The sequence below is a fragment of the Cohnella rhizosphaerae genome (assembly GCF_029525575.1).
Lineage (GTDB): Bacteria > Bacillota > Bacilli > Paenibacillales > Paenibacillaceae > Cohnella > Cohnella rhizosphaerae.
On record NZ_JAPDIA010000002.1, the window covers coordinates 336,560 to 351,722 of the forward strand.

Consider the following 15,163-nt stretch of genomic DNA (forward strand, 5'->3'; position numbering starts at 1 on the left):
GGACCTTTTGAAAGAGACGATGCAAAAATATTTCAAATGCACGATGGCCTGCTATGCAGGCCCGGCGCTTCCGATTGCCGAGGCGGCCGGCCGCTTTAAAGAGCTTATGGCGATGAGGGACGACAACGTCTCGCGGCTTGGCCGCGTGTTTATGCGAACGGACCAGCCCTTAAAGGACACGTCAGACGAAAATGCGGACGACAAGGCGTTGTGGAATCGATTGATGAGCAAGGGGTCGCCGGATCTGATCCTGAACGACGTGTTGGCTTTTCTGGGGCGACTGTCGAGAGAAGGGGGGAATGAACGCCGAACGGCTCAAGCGATTTTATCAGAATCTGATGCAGCTCATCTCCCAGATCGCGCGGAACGCGGATATTTCGGTCAATCTCATTTTCGAGGGGAGCGATTGGCTGGACAGGTCGCTTAACTCCTATTCCAGCGTGAGCGATATGGAGCGCCTGATTCATTATGTGATGGACTATTTCGATCATCTGTCCGAATCGAAGCAGGATGCCCAGCGGCAGGTCGATGCCATCATCCAGCATATCCGCTGCAACATCGAAAACGACATACGCAGAACGGATATCGCGGAAGCCGTACACCTGACGCCCAATTATGTGTCGAGACTGTTTAAAAACGTGATGAACGTCTCCTTGAAAAGCTTCATCACGGCGGAAAAAATGAATACGGCGAAGGAGCTGCTGCGCAGCACGAAGCTTCCGATCGGCATGGTGGCCGCCAAAGTGGGATATTCGAACTTCTCCCACTTTACGCAAGCCTATAAGTTATTTTTCGGGATTACGCCGATCGAGGAGCGGCAGCGGCCGTAATCGGGAAGCGGCGTCGAGCCGTCAAGAAGACGCTCGCTTAACGGGTTCGCTCCAACAACTGCAGCAGCTCGGGTCGTACCTTCCAAAGGTGCGCGTGCGTCATGGCCTACACTGTGGCTTCGTTCTCGTCGCCGAATCCGATATAGTGCGGCATTTCGCGAGGGAGACGCTTTTTACCGAGCAAATAAGGGACGACGTGGCGATTTTGAGCGATGGCCGTCTTCAAGAGCTGCGGCAGTTCGGGCGATCGGCGATTGCGCACGTATGCAATGAGAAGACGGTTAAAGTTGGCAGCGGCGGACCCGTCCTCGTAGCGCTCCAGAAGCTCATTCGAGGCTCCCCAATCTTCGACCTCCAGGTAGGCTAACGCCAGCAATTCGCGAACGCCCTGATTATCGTTCGGGTTAAGCGCCAGCAGTATACCATACGGCCATCCGTTCATACGGTCATCCGGATCGTTGCAAGGCATTAAGCCGCTTTCATATTTTTATATCCAGTAGAATAATGCGGCATATCGCAGCTTGCCGACATCCGATATGATGATTTGATAAAGTACGCTCTCATGGGAGGCTGCAAAAAAAATGACATTGATGGGCGTCGTTTATTATCCCGAGCATTGGGAACGCGCCATGTGGGAGAATGACGCGGAACTTATGGCGCGGACCGGCGTCCGCGTCGTTCGCCTGGCGGAATTCGCCTGGTCGCTGCTCGAGCCGAAGGAAGGCGTCTACGATTTTGCCTGGCTGGACGAGGCCATCGAATTATTTCACAGACAAGGCATTCAGGTCGTCCTGGGCACGCCCACCTGCACGCCGCCGAACTGGCTGACGGAGCGCTATCCCGACGTCTTGCCGGTGGACGTCCACCTGAAGACGCGTCAAGCGGGCGTTCGCGGGCATCGCTGCTACAACAGCCCGTCCATGCGCAGGTTCTCCGCGACCATCGTAAGGAAAATGGCGGAGAGGTATGCGGCGCATCCGGCGGTCATCGGCTGGCAGATCGACAACGAGTTCGGCTTGAACGAATGCTGCTGCCCGCACTGCGAGGCTCGCTTCCGCGAATGGGCGAAGGACAAGTACGGCTCGCTCGAGGCGCTGAATCGCGCCTGGGGCACGGTCGTCTGGAGCGGGACGTACAGCGAATGGGAGCAGATCAAGCCGCCGCTCGGCGGCACGGCGTTCAAAAATCCATCGTACCTGCTGGATTGGAAAAGGTTCGAGACGGATGCGGTCGTAGCGTTCCAGCAGCTTCAGCTCGACGTGCTGCGGGAGACCTGTCCCGGCCATTTCGTCACGCACAACATATGGAGCTATCCGATGGCGCTGGATTATTACCGGCTATGCGCGCCTTTGGACTTCGCGTCCCTCGATTATTATCCGAATACGAGCCTAGAAAAGGCGGGCACCAGCGGATACGGCGGCGCGCTGACGCTTGATCTCGCGCGCGGGATCAAGCGCCGCGGCTTCTGGATCATGGAGACGATCAGCGGGCCGCCCGGCTGCTGGTTTCCGATGTGGCGGACGCCCCAGCCCGGCTTCATACGCGCCTTTGCCTGGCAGTGCATCGCCAGAGGGGCGGAGGCGGTCGTTCATTTTCAATGGCGGAGCGCGCCGGTCGGCGCCGAACAATTCTGGCACGGCCTGATCGATCACAGCAACGTGCCGGGCCGGCGGTACGAGGAGTACGCCGGACTATGCGAAGAGGTCAACCGGCTGTCCGGGACGCTCGACGGCTCCGAGGTAGCGGGCGAAGCGGCGATCCTGCATTCGCACGAGCTGTACAATGCGTTCCAGATTCAGCCGCAGGCCGAAGGGATGGACTATTTCGACAACCTGAAGCTGTATCACCGGGCATTGACGAAGCTCGGCATCTTGACGGATGCCGTGAATGCGGCCGAAGACTTGAGCGGCTATCGTCTCATCGTCGCGCCGTCCCTTTATCTGCTGGACGAGGAGCGGGCGAAGCACCTGGAGGATTGCGCGCGGAACGGGGCGACGGTGATCCTCACGAACCGCACCGGCGTCAAAAACGACAACAACGTCTGCTGGATCCGGCCGCTTCCCGGACCGCTGGCCGAAGCGGCGGGCGTCACCGTATCGGAGTACGATCCGATCGGCGGCGAGCTTCACGCAATGGTGGACAAGCAAGGAAATTCGTACGCTTGCAGTCAATGGTGCGATATTTTGACGCCCGCCGGCGCGGAGCCGATCGCCTGGTACGACGACGACTTTTTCGCGGGACAGCCGGCCGTGACGGTCCGCAAGCTCGGGAAGGGACGGGTCGTATACATCGGCACGGTTGCCGAGGAGCGCTATTATATCGAGCTGTTCCGCGAGCTTGCCGACGAGATCGGATTGACGCGCCTGGACGGTTTGCCCGAGGGTGTGCAAATTTCCGTCCGGCGCAAAGGGCAAACGCGTTACCTGTTTGTGCTGAACCTGAGCCGCAAGCGGCAAGAGGTATCGCTCGGCGGGACGTTTGCGAGCGTGCTCACGGAATCGCGAGTAGGGCCGGCGTTGACGCTTGAGCCGTACGGGGTTGAGATCGTGGAGTGGATTGAATGAAGCGGCTCTGGAGTGAATGAAGCGGCTCTAATAAAGCTGAGCAAATGAAGGAAAGCCCGTACGGAAGCACTTGGATGTGCTGTCGTGCGGGCTTTTGTACTTCTGCACTTCTGCACGATAGATAGATCGCAAAACCATACGCAATGGGACTTGAATGATGTAATTTTGCAGGATGGCGTTATTGCAAAGAGACTATTTTTTGTCATATTAGCAAGTGTAAAATCGCCAGGTAACGCTGTACAGCGCCCGCTTCGGCCCGAAACACGTCGCAACCCCGACAGGTAACGCTGTAAAGCGCCTCTTTGGCCCGAAACACGCCGGAGCCCCGCCAGGTAACGCTGTTCAGCGCCTTATGCCCCCCTCTCCGGCGATGTTGGCGCGGCAGTTCGTGCAGGCGTACAAGAGGACGAGGGACGAGGACTGAATGCCGATCATACACGACTGCTGTTAGGAACGTCGGAAAGACGATGCTGACGGTTTATTTTTGTTGCTAAATTTAGCAAAAATAATTGTCGAAATTAGCTTGAAAACGTATTTACAATGCATAACGGATGCAATAAACTAATTTTGCAGATGAATATTAGCTATAAAGCTTGCTAAATTTAGCAAAAAAAGAATCGAAAAAATGCGCAGACATCCATTCGTGAATCTTGAATGTGGGCAAAACCTTATTTTTTTCGCCATTTGAGTAAGCGCTTACTAAATTCGTCGTTTGGAGAGATGTTCATGGCCATTGCCACACTGAACTTTGAAAGCGAATACTTAAAGTCCAATCACGAGATCACCGTCATTTTGCCGAACAGACCGAGGCACCTGTCGCCCAGGACCTACTTCGAAAGCGGTCAAAAGTATAAGGTGCTGTGGCTGCTTCACGGCACGTACGGCGACCATACCGATTGGCTGCGCCGTACGAATATCGAGCTTTACGCCTGCGAGAAGGATCTGATCGTCGTCATGCCGAGCGCGCTGAACAGCAACTATTCCAACTGGAACGAGAGCATGATGGGCTTCGGGATGTACGATTATTTGACCGAGGAGCTGATGCCGCTCGTCTACAACTGGCTGCCGGCGTCGAGCCGGCGCGAGGACAACTTCATCGCCGGGCTGTCGATGGGCGGCAGGGGCACGATCAAATACGCCGTCAACCACCCCGAACGCTTTGCGGCCGCTGCCGTGCTGTCCGCCGCGCCGGTCGACTACAGCGCCGTGACCGAGGAGGAGCTTGCGCAGGACGATATGTTCTCCCGGCGTCTGAAGGGGATGGTCGACAATGCAGGCGGACTCGAGGCATTCGTGGCGTCCAATGAAAACGTATGGCGCATCTTGGACGAGCAGGCCGGCAGCGGGCGGCTTCCCCGCCTGATGTTCGCCTGCGGAACGGCCGACAAGCTGATCTACGATAATCTGCAGACGTTCAGGCGTCATGCCGAGGAGATCGGTCTTGCCGCGGAGTACTGGCTGGCCGAGGGCTACGGACATGAATGGCGGTTCTGGGATTTGGCGATCCAGCGCGCGCTCGATTTTTTTCGGGCTTGAGGATACCGGCGCCAGCCCGTTCTAAAGGCGGCCGCAGAACAACCACCGAATAGCCGAACGAGAGGGGATAGCGATTCGATGAAGGGAAAAACGATTTTACTTCCGGGGACGCCGAACGACGACAACAGAGATTACCTCCCGGAGGCCATTAAGGGCTCGGATATGGTGGTTAATGAAAACGGCAACAATTCGCAGGTGTATCCGGAACGGCTCGTCGAGCGAACCGGCGCGCTGGCGGACGGCATCGAGGACACGTGGTACGAATACGTGCCGGCTTCGTACGACGGCAGCGCGAAGGTGCCGCTCGTCGTCTCGATGCACGGCGGACTGATGAACGGCTGGGGCCAGGCGATTTACACCTCATGGACGCTGGTCGCCGACCGCGAAGGCTTCATCGTCGTTTTTCCGAGCGCGGGCACCCGCAAGTTCTGGACGATCGAAGTCGAGCGGGAAAAGCTCGCCCAGGCGACGGCGCCGCGGGACGACGGCATCTATATCAATGTGCCGCCCGAGCGGCCCGAGGACAATCACGACATGAACTTCGTGCTTGCGCTCGTGGACAGGATGAAGCAAACCTACAGCATCGACGAAGGACGCGTATACATTCAGGGCATGTCGATGGGCAACCTGATGACCAGTCAGATGGCCAGGCATTACGGCCGGGTGTTCGCGGCCAAGGCCGGCTCAGGCGGACCGTCGAGCCTCGGCTTGCTGTTCGACGACGACGGCGCCGTCATCAACCGGGGCGGCCCGCTCGCCGCCTGGCAGACCCGGCTCGAGTACGACGTGGTGCCGCCCCACTTCAAGGGCAACACCGAGGAGGTCGTCCGGGGCAACCGCGACTACTGGCGTATCGTCAACGGCTGCAGCGAGCTGCCGCAGCTCAAACTCTCCGGCGACGATAACTTCGCCTTCTACAAGGGAGAGCGGGCCGATGTCGTATTCCGCGACGTCAAAAACCGCGATCACGGGCAAACGTTCGACGATGCGGAGCTGGTGTGGGACTATCTGTTCTCGGGAACGAGAAGGGCCGAGGACGGCACGATCGAGCATAGCGGGACGCTGCTTCAGCGGGAAGGCGACGCCTTCGCGATCGTCGTGGCCGCGGGCAGCGCCAAAGCCTATGTGAACAACAACCTCAAGGACATGAGCGGCCCGGCGATCAAGCGGCAAAAGCTGAAGTATCACGGTCTGAACGGCGGCACGATCGTCAGGGGCGAATACTTGTGCGTGCCGGCGTCGTTCGTCGCCGAGACGTTCGGCGCTTCGTACGCGCCGTCGGCGGACGGCGCCGTCGCCGAGCTGACGCTGCCGGACGGCCGGACGCTGCAGTTCGCCCGCGGCAGCATCGGCTGCGTCGTGGACGGCCGGGTCAGCGCCATGCTATGCGAAGCCGTCCACGAACGCGGCGAACTGTACATTCCGCTTCAGTGGTTCTGCCAGCAGCTGTTCGACCATCACGCGTCCGGCTGCGAGGACGTGCTGTACATTACCGATCACCATGCCGAGCTGTCGAGGAATATGGCGTTGCTCATCCGCGACGAGATTCTGGGCTGAGGAGGCGGGCGGAATGGCCGTTTTGAAAATGAATATGTTGTCCAAGGCGCTGTCGATGCAGACGAATGCGACGATCTGTCTGCCGACCTACAGCTTTGCCGACAGCATGGCCGGCCTGGACGCGGTGTACGAGCCTGGCATGAAGTATCAGGCGCTCTACCTGCTGCACGGCGGCAGCGGCGACGACGGCGATTATGTGAACTTCACCAATATCGTCCGTTATGCCGAACGCAACAAAGTGGCCGTCATCATGCCCAGCGCCTGCAACTCCTGCTATACCGACCTGGAGGACGGAGCCCGCTACTTCGAATATATCGCAGAGGAGCTGCCGCTCGTATGCCGGACGCTGCTGCCGCTGTCCGACCGCCGCGAGGACAACTTCATCGGCGGACTGTCGATGGGCGCTCACGGCGCCATGAAGACCGCGATCAATTATCCCGAGCGCTATGCCGCCGCGCTGCTGCTGTCCGGCGCCTCCTATCGGCCCGGCGTGCCCAGCGCGGTCAAGACCAAGGACGGCGTGTTTGACTTCGAGGCGGGGCTTGGCGTTCCGAAAAGCGGGCTGTCGGACCGGCTCGAAGATGCGGACTACGTTCGCGGCACCGTCAACGACGTATACGATATCGCGAAGCGCAATGCCGAGAGCGGAAAACCGCTGCCGAAGCTGTTCTTCCGGATCGGCGACAGCGATCATGCGCTCTACCGAACGCAGCTGGCGGAGCGCGATCTCAAGGCATGGGGCTACGACACGAAGCTGGAGATCGTGCCGGGCGGGGAGCACGAGTGGGATTTTTGGGACGAGTCGCTGCGGCTGGCCCTCGACGAATGGCTTGCCGCTAAGACGCGTTGTCCTGAAGGGAGGCGCGCCATGAAGAAAAAAAGCAATGTGCAGGTCAAACAGATCGCGGACCTCGCCGGCGTGTCGCCGAGCACGGTATCGATGGTGCTCAACAATCGGGGCGGAGAGTTCCGCATCGCGGAGAGCACCAGCGAGAAAATCATGAAAGCTGCCGAAGAACTGGGCTACGAGCATCCCGTCCGGCCGAAACGCAGGAAGCGGAACTACAACAAGCAGTTGATCTGCGCCTTCTGTCCGACGAACTTCGGCAAAGGTCCCACGCAGCAGCTGTACGACGGCATCCAGCGTTATCTGAACGAAGCCGGACTCAAATACGAGATTATCTTGTTCCCCTTCGAGGTCGGCAGGCTGAGGGAGAAGTCCGCGTGGATCTCGGGCGAGTTCATCGCCGGCGCGATTCTGATGGCGCTGACCGAGGACGATATCGCTTTTGTCGAGAGCACCCGCTTCGACGTGCCGGTCGTGCTGTTCAACCGCATCGCCAAAGGCTACTGTTCGGTGCTGACGGACGATTATGCGGTCGGCTTCAGCGCGATGAGCCACTTCCTCCAGCGCGGACGCCGCTCCTTCGGCATCGTCTCGCCCAACTATTCCAGCCGCGCGCTTAGCCTGCGCGCGACGGGCTTCATCGATAAATGGCAAAGCGGCGGCTTTGCGCCCGGAGAGTCCAGGTTAACGCCGGCCGTGTACGGCGACGACAGCGATTCGGGCGGCTACGAGGCGATGGAGCGACTGCTTCAGGAGGATCCTTCGCCGTCCGCGATATTCGTGCCGAGCGACAACATGGTCAGCGGCGTCGTACGCCGTCTGCACGACAGCGGGATGTCCGTGCCCAAGCAGGTCGAGATCATCTCCTACGGCAACAAGCTGATTAATACGGCCGTCTCGCCGGGCATCACGAGCTTCGCCCCGCCTGCGGAGGAGATGAGCTACAACTGCGCGAGACTGCTCCACCGCTTTATCGAAGAGGGCACGCTGACGGACAACGTGAAGCTGAGCTTCGAGGCGTCGTGCGTCTACCGGGAGAGCAGCCCGGAGCATTGACCGGCGATCCCGATCGGCGTCTTGCAGTATGCGCCGGCAGCTCCAGGAGGGGCCGAAGCGAAGCACCTATCAGGAGGCGAATATGAAAAAGGTTACGAACCAGATCATGCTCATTACGTACGCCGACAGCCTGGGCGGCGATCTCAAGCGCCTGGCATCCGTCATGGACACCTATTTCGAAGGGCTGGTCGGCGGCATTCACATCCTTCCTTTTTATCCTTCTTCGGGGGACCGGGGCTTCGCGGTCATCGATTACGATACGGTCGATCCCGCCTTCGGGGATTGGGACGATATCGCCGCTTTTTCGGACAAGTATTACTTGATGGCGGACTTCATGATCAATCACGCCTCGATCCGCAGCCGCGAATTCAGAGACTACATGGAGCGCGGGGGACGATTCTCCCTACAAAGAGATGTTCATCGACTGGGAGAAGTTCTGGCCGAACGGCGAACCGACCGAAGCCGAGCTCGAGGCGCTGTACAGGCGCAAGCTGCAGGGGCCGTACAAGGCATTCACGCGCAAGGACGGCAAGACGGTCAAGCTGTGGAACACCTTTTTCGAGGAGCAGGTGGATATCGATCCGTGGTCGCCGGTCACCCAGGACTACTATGAACGCAATCTGGAGCGCCTGTGCCGATATGTGCCGCTCATCCGCTTCGACGCCTTCGCCTACGCCTCCAAGCGGCCGGGCACGAGCTGCTTTTTCGTAGAGCCGGAGGTGTGGGAGGTGCTCGATATCGGGATGCGCCCGCTCCGCCGGCACGGCACGGAGATGCTGCCCGAAATTCACGAGAACTATACGATTCAGCTGAAAATGGCCGAGCGCGGCCATTGGGTATACGACTTTGCGCTGCCGATGCTGATGCTTCACGGTCTGATGACGGGGCGCACGGACAGGCTGGCGCACTGGATGCGCATCTGCCCGCGCCGCCAGTTCACGACGCTGGACACGCACGACGGCATCGGCGTCGTCGATGTGGCCGGATTGCTGGACGACGACGAGATCGACCTGGTGCGCGAACGCGTCAACCGCAAGGTGGAGCATCTGCAGCAATATGTCGCGCTGCCGCCCGGCATCGTCAAAATGTCCGGCGCCAAGGCGAGACAATACCAGCTGATGTCGACCTACTATTCGGCGCTGGACGAGGACGACGATGCGTACTTGCTGGCGCGGGTCGTGCAGCTGTACGCGCCGGGCATCCCGCAGGTCTACTATGTCGGACTGCTGGCCGGCGCCAACGACGAGGAAGCGATTCGCAGGCTCGGCGAGCCGCGCAGCGTGAACCGGCACAACTATACGGTAGAAGAGATCGCGGCCCGCGTATCCCATCCGATGCTGCAGAAGCTGTTCAAGGTCATGCGGCTGCGCAATACGCATCCGGCCTTCGACGGGGAGCTGGAGGTCGCGGAGGGAGCGGGGGGGCATACTCTTGCTCACGTGGCGCAGCGGCGAGCACCGGTCGGCGCTGAGCGCGGATTTTCGCAGCAAGGTTTACGATATTACCTACACGGGAGGGGACGGTCGGCTATGGACTTTATGAGCAGGGTTCACCCGGAGCTGCGGGAAGGACTGGGCATGCTGCCGGCGCTCAAGCTGCCGGACGATCTCGACAAGGTCAGAAATTTTCCGCCGCTGGCGTTCCCGCATTCGCCCGAGGCGAAGTTCTCGACGATCACGATCGCGGGCGCCGGCGGACAGCCGATGCTGGTAAACGTGTACGAGCCTGCCTCGCGCGATGGCCGCGTGCTGCCCGCGCTGCTCTGGCTGCACGGCGGCGGCTACGTGCTCGGCCATCCGGACTACGAGACGCCGGCGTGCGAGGAGCTGGCCGTCCTGGCGGATTGCGTCGTCTATGCGCCGGACTATCGGCTGGCGCCCGAGCATCCGTATCCCGCCGGCCTTGAGGATGCCTATGCCGCGTTGGCCTGGCTGGCCGGCGACGCGGAGGCGCAGCGCATCGACGCTTCGCGCATCGCGATCGGCGGAGGCAGCGCCGGCGGCGGACTGTGCGCGGCGCTGGCGCTGCTGGCCCGTGATCGCGGAGGACCGTCTCTCTGCTATCAGATGCCGCTGTATCCGATGATCGACGACCGGCACGAGGCGCCGTCGAGCTATGAGATCACGGAGCCAGCCGTCTGGAACCGGGCCAACAATATCGCGGCCTGGCAGATGTATCTGGGCGGCGGCGACGGCCCCTATGCCGCACCGGCTCGCGCCGAACGGCTCGAGGGATTGCCCCCGGCTTACATCTGCATCGGGCAGCTGGACCTGTTCCGGGACGAGACGATCTCGTATGCCGCCCGTCTCGCCCAGGCGGGCGTCGAGGTCGAGCTGCACCTGTATCCGGGCTGCTATCACGCCTTCGAAAATTTCGTGCGCGACGCCTCGGTCAGCAAGCGGGCGAGGGAAAGCTATATCGGCGCGCTGGCGCGGGCGTTCGCAGGCGAATAACGGGATCGAACGGCGCGGATAAAGGTCAACGAGAGGGGGAGAGGCCGTGGGCCTGCTGCGGATGCAGTATCGCTCGGAGCTGCTTAGCTTGAGCACGAATATTACGGTATGCTATCCGACTGGGGCGCTCACGACGGGGCTCGGCTACAAGGACCCGCTGCTGCCGGAGAGCGGCAAGCGGCCCTACCGGCCGGGCATGAAGTTTCAGGTGGTGTACCTGCTGCACGGCGGCGGCGAGGACGATACGGTGCCTTACCGCTATACGCGGCTCGAACGGTATGCCGAAGACAACCAGGTGATGCTCGTCACCCCTTCGGTCAATGACAGCTTCTAAATGAACACCACGTACGGCTTCAAGTACTTCGATTATTTGACCCAGGAGTTGCCTCTCGTCGTGAAATCGCTGTTCGCGGCGGCCGACGGCCGCGAGCATACGTTCACGGTGGGGATGGCGATGGGCGGCAACGGCGCGCTCGCGCTCGGCCTGATGCGGCCGGACCTGTACGCGGCGGCGGTCGATCTGTCCGGCGGCATCGGCGCGACGCTCGATCGGGAAGCGTACAAGGACAGTCTCGGCTGGGGCTTCAGCCGCGTGCGCGATACGCTGGCCGGAGCGGACGCGTTCGTCCGCTCGGAGCACGACCTTCTCCACTATGCGGAGCGTAACATCGCCGAGGGCGTTCGGACGCCGGCGTTCTTCATCGCGACGGGGGACCGCGACTTTATCCGGGACCGCGTGCGCGCGGACGCTTCCGTGCTGCGGCGGCTCGGTTACGAGGTTCGGTACGAAGAGGCGCCGGGCATGGGTCACGATTACGAGATGTGGGATTTATATTTACAAAAAGCGCTCGGCGAATGGTTGCCGCTCAGGCGAACGCCGATCTATCTCGAGGAGGATTGTTCATGTTAAAGAAAGCGCTATCATTAAGCGTTGCATCCGTTTTGCTGGCTTCGTCGCTTGCAGGCTGCGCCAAAAACGAATCCGGCGGCAGCGCCGCCGGGAGCGGTTCCCCGTCCGGCGCTTCGGCTTCGGCTTCCTCAAGCGAGGCGCCGTACACGGTCAACTTCGCCTACCACGCGCCCAAGGAAGGCAATCAGGCCGAGGTGAACGAGCTGATCAACCAGCTCACGATGAAGGATCTCAACATGAAGGTCAAGCTGATCCCGATTACTTGGGATACCTACAATTCCAAAATGTCGCTCATGCTGGCGGCCGGGGAGCCGATCGATATTTCCTTCGCCTTCGCCTTCAGCCTGCCGAGCTTCATCGACCAGGGCTACATCGTCGACGCCTCCAAATATGCCGAGTACACGAAGGATATTTACGAGGTGATGGGCGACGACGTAGAGGCGGGACATATCGGCGACATGCTGGCAGGCTTCCCGATGATGAACGTGCGCGCCACGCCGTCCGGTATCTTCGTGCGCAAGGACATCTTCGAAGCGCTCGGCCACAAGGCGTCGGACTTCACCGTCACGACCGACGACATGTCGAGCTTCGACCAGCTCACCAAGCTGTTCGCCGAGGTGAAGGCGAAGTACCCGGACATGACGCCCTTTGACGGCTTCCGCACGTTCGGTCTGAACACGATCACCTACGTCGACGGACTCGGCGACAACTTCGGCGTGCTGGAGAACTACGGCCAGACGACCAAGATCACCAACTGGTACGAATCCGAGCAGTTCAAAAAGTTCGCCGAGCTGAACCGCGAATGGTTCACCAAAGGCTACGCCTCCAAGGACATCGCCGTCGACAAGGAGCTCGGGCAGGCGAAGATGAAGGCCGGCAAGACGTTCGCCTTCTTCGCCTCCTACGGCGCCAACGCCCTCACCGACGTGAAGTCGCAGACCGGCTACGACACCGTGCTCATTCCCGTATCGAGCAAGATGAAGTCGACGACCGCCGTCAACGGCGCGCTGAATGTCGTGCTGAATTCGTCCGCGGACAAGGCGAAGGCGTTCCAATTCCTCAACTGGGCGTACAAGAGCAAAGAATTCAACGACCTGCTCAACTGGGGCGTGCCGGACAAAGACTGGGTCGTGAACAAGGACGGACAGGCGGACTATCCGGAGGGCGTCACGGCGGCCACGGTCAACTATCACTCCGATTACGGCTTCATTTACCCCAACCAGTATCTGATGACGCCTTGGGCCGGCAGCCCGGCCGACATCTGGGACCGCTACAAGAAGTTCGACGCGGACGCGCTCGTATCCAAGGCTTACGGCTTTACGTTCGACTCGTCGTCGGTGGCGACGGAGGAGTCGCAGCTGGCCGCGGTGCTGGCGAAGTACGAGAACAGCGTCAGCTTCGGCTCGGTCGATCCCGCCAAGATGCTGCCGAAAATGAACAAGGAGCTGTACGACGCAGGCCTGCAGGAAGTGATGGACGCCAAGCAGAAGCAGCTTGACGACTGGCTTGCCAAGCAGAAGTAACGACGCGGCGGAGACCGCCCGCCTTGCCGCGGGCGGCCTCCCAATAAGGCGCGAAGGGAATATGATCAAAATGAGAAAACTGAAGCCCTATCTCCCGCTCTACCTGATGATGATCCCGTGCGCCGCTTATCTCATCGTCAACAATTACATGCCGATGGTCGGCATCATCTCCGCGTTCAAATCGTTCAAAGTGTCCGAAGGCATATTCGGAAGTCCGTGGGTCGGGCTCAAAAATTTCGAGTATTTGTTCCGCTCCAGCGACGTCGCCACCATCGTCCGCAATACGCTGCTCTACAACGGCGCGTTTATCATCGTCAACAACGTCGTCGGCATCGTGCTGGCGATCCTGATCACGGGCATCAAGAGCGACCGGATGAAAAAATGGTATCAAAGCTCGGTGCTGCTGCCGTTCACGATGTCGATGGTCGTCATCAGCTACGTCGTGTTCGCCTTCCTGAGCCAGCAGAACGGCATGCTGAACAACAGCCTGTTCAAAAACAATCCTGTCGAATGGTACAACGACCCTACCTGGTGGCCGCTGATCCTGATCGTCGTCAACTGCTGGAAATACGTCGGGTATGGCACGTTGATCTATATAGCCGGCATCTCCGGCATCGACCGATCGCTGTACGAGGCGGCCTCCATCGACGGAGCCGGCAAGTGGAAGCAAATCCGCAGCATCACGCTGCCCGCGCTGGTGCCGTCGATCGTGACGCTTTTTCTGCTAAGCATCGGTCGCATCTGCTATTCGGACTTCGGCTTGTTCTACCTCGTCCCGCAGAACTCCGGGCCGCTGTTCGACGTGACGGCGACGATCGATACGTATGTGTACGGCGCGCTGATGTCGCCGGGCGGTATCGGGCGTTCGGCCGCGACCGGCCTGCTGCAGGCCGTCGTCGGCTTCGTCCTCGTGCTGCTGGCGAATGCGGTCGTCCGCAGACTCAGTTCCAAGGACGCCATTTTCTAGAAACGGATCGTTACCGGACGAAGGGAGGGCCTTACTCATGCGCGAAAGCAAGTCCCAGCAGCTCGTATTTCACGTTATTCTCATTCTCGTCGCGCTCGCGATGATCGTGCCGCTGCTGCTGCTGTTCATGTCTTCCATTACGGACGAAAATACGCTCGTCTCGGACGGATATTCGCTATTTCCGGCGAAGCTCAGCCTGGGCGCCTATACGTACATTACGACCAATTCTTCGACGATTTTCAGGGCCTACGGCATTACGATCCTCGTGACCGCCATCGGCACGGCGGCAGGATTGATCGTGACCGCTCTCATGAGCTTCTCGCTCTCGATTCGCGACCTGCCGGGTCAGTCCGTCATCAGCTTCCTCGTGTTTTTTTACGATGCTGTTCAACGGCGGCCTCGTTCCTTCATACATCATGTGGACGGGCTTCGGCGTCGTCAATACGATCTGGGCGTACGTGCTGCCGTTCATGCTGACCAACGCTTTTAGCATCATCCTGATTCGTTCCTTTTTCTCATCGACGATACCGGGCGAACTGTACGAGTCCGCCAAGATGGACGGCGCGGGCTACTTCAGGATTTTCTGGCGCATGGCCATGCCGCTCGGCAAGCCGATCCTGGTGACGATCGGGCTGTTCTCTTGCCTCAATTACTGGAACGACTGGCAGAACGGCTTGTACTTCATTACGGATCCCTCGATGCTCAGCATCCAGGCGGTGCTAAACAAGATGAACCAGAATATTCAGGCCGTGCTCTCCTATACAAGCATGAGCTCCAGCTCCATGGTCCAGCTGCCGCAGGTATCGATCCGCATGGCGATCGCCTTCGTCGCGATCCTGCCGATTCTGATCATGTATCCGTTTTTGCAAAAGTATTTTGCGAGCGGCATCATGTCCGGCGCTGTCAAGGGCTGATTAACC

Annotated in this window: 13 protein-coding genes and 2 pseudogenes; 14 read left to right on the forward strand and 1 reads right to left on the reverse strand. The window is 59.8% G+C overall.

Annotated elements, in window-relative coordinates; translation table 11 throughout:
• Positions 1-299 precede the first annotated feature (299 nt).
• On the forward strand, positions 300-830 hold the full coding sequence (locus OMP40_RS05100; RefSeq protein ID WP_277529685.1) for a helix-turn-helix transcriptional regulator: 531 nt from the start codon (positions 300-302) through the stop codon (positions 828-830).
• Positions 831-936: 106 nt separating this feature from the next.
• On the opposite strand, the gene OMP40_RS05105 is transcribed toward OMP40_RS05100, so the two are convergent.
• The gene (locus OMP40_RS05105) at positions 937-1,272 is read right to left on the reverse strand and encodes a hypothetical protein (protein ID WP_277529688.1); all 336 of its coding nucleotides are present in this window, start codon (positions 1,270-1,272) and stop codon (positions 937-939) included.
• A 139-nt stretch (positions 1,273-1,411) separates the two neighbouring features.
• Here OMP40_RS05105 and OMP40_RS05110 point away from each other — a divergent pair, with 139 nt between their 5' ends.
• From OMP40_RS05110 to OMP40_RS05170, 13 genes and pseudogenes are all read left to right on the forward strand, one after another.
• Positions 1,412-3,394, forward strand: coding sequence for a beta-galactosidase (locus OMP40_RS05110; RefSeq protein WP_277529690.1), 1,983 nt, complete (start codon positions 1,412-1,414; stop codon positions 3,392-3,394).
• 726 nt (positions 3,395-4,120) lie between these two features.
• Positions 4,121-4,930: an alpha/beta hydrolase gene (locus OMP40_RS05115; protein ID WP_277529692.1), complete on the forward strand. Its 810-nt coding sequence runs from the start codon at positions 4,121-4,123 to the stop codon at positions 4,928-4,930.
• Positions 4,931-5,008: 78 nt separating this feature from the next.
• Positions 5,009-6,487 (forward strand): hypothetical protein, encoded by a 1,479-nt coding sequence (locus OMP40_RS05120; protein ID WP_277529694.1) that lies wholly within the window; start codon positions 5,009-5,011, stop codon positions 6,485-6,487.
• A 13-nt stretch (positions 6,488-6,500) separates the two neighbouring features.
• Complete coding sequence (locus tag OMP40_RS05125; protein ID WP_277529696.1) at positions 6,501-8,390, forward strand: substrate-binding domain-containing protein; 1,890 nt, start codon at positions 6,501-6,503, stop codon at positions 8,388-8,390.
• Between the two features lie 163 nt (positions 8,391-8,553).
• Positions 8,554-8,712: pseudogene (locus OMP40_RS05130) on the forward strand (sucrose phosphorylase); the annotation flags it as partial.
• Positions 8,713-8,803: 91 nt separating this feature from the next.
• Positions 8,804-9,742 (forward strand): annotated as a pseudogene (gene gtfA, locus OMP40_RS05135) (sucrose phosphorylase); the annotation flags it as partial.
• A 177-nt stretch (positions 9,743-9,919) separates the two neighbouring features.
• A complete protein-coding gene (locus OMP40_RS05140; RefSeq protein ID WP_277529799.1) occupies positions 9,920-10,843 on the forward strand; it encodes an alpha/beta hydrolase in 924 nt (307 codons plus the stop codon).
• 46 nt (positions 10,844-10,889) lie between these two features.
• Positions 10,890-11,177: an alpha/beta hydrolase gene (locus OMP40_RS05145; RefSeq protein WP_277529699.1), complete on the forward strand. Its 288-nt coding sequence runs from the start codon at positions 10,890-10,892 to the stop codon at positions 11,175-11,177.
• Complete coding sequence (locus OMP40_RS05150; RefSeq protein ID WP_277529700.1) at positions 11,178-11,753, forward strand: alpha/beta hydrolase-fold protein; 576 nt, start codon at positions 11,178-11,180, stop codon at positions 11,751-11,753.
• Positions 11,747-13,276, forward strand: coding sequence for an ABC transporter substrate-binding protein (locus OMP40_RS05155; protein WP_277529701.1), 1,530 nt, complete (start codon positions 11,747-11,749; stop codon positions 13,274-13,276). The genes OMP40_RS05150 and OMP40_RS05155 overlap by 7 nt, the downstream gene beginning before the upstream one ends.
• Before the next feature lie 61 nt (positions 13,277-13,337).
• Entirely contained in the window at positions 13,338-14,243 is a 906-nt protein-coding gene (locus OMP40_RS05160; RefSeq protein ID WP_277529702.1) for an ABC transporter permease, read from the forward strand.
• 37 nt (positions 14,244-14,280) lie between these two features.
• Complete coding sequence (locus OMP40_RS05165; protein WP_277529705.1) at positions 14,281-14,733, forward strand: ABC transporter permease family protein; 453 nt, start codon at positions 14,281-14,283, stop codon at positions 14,731-14,733.
• On the forward strand, positions 14,624-15,157 hold the full coding sequence (locus OMP40_RS05170) for a carbohydrate ABC transporter permease (RefSeq protein WP_277529707.1): 534 nt from the start codon (positions 14,624-14,626) through the stop codon (positions 15,155-15,157). The genes OMP40_RS05165 and OMP40_RS05170 overlap by 110 nt, the downstream gene beginning before the upstream one ends.
• The last annotated feature ends 6 nt before the right edge of the window (positions 15,158-15,163 follow it).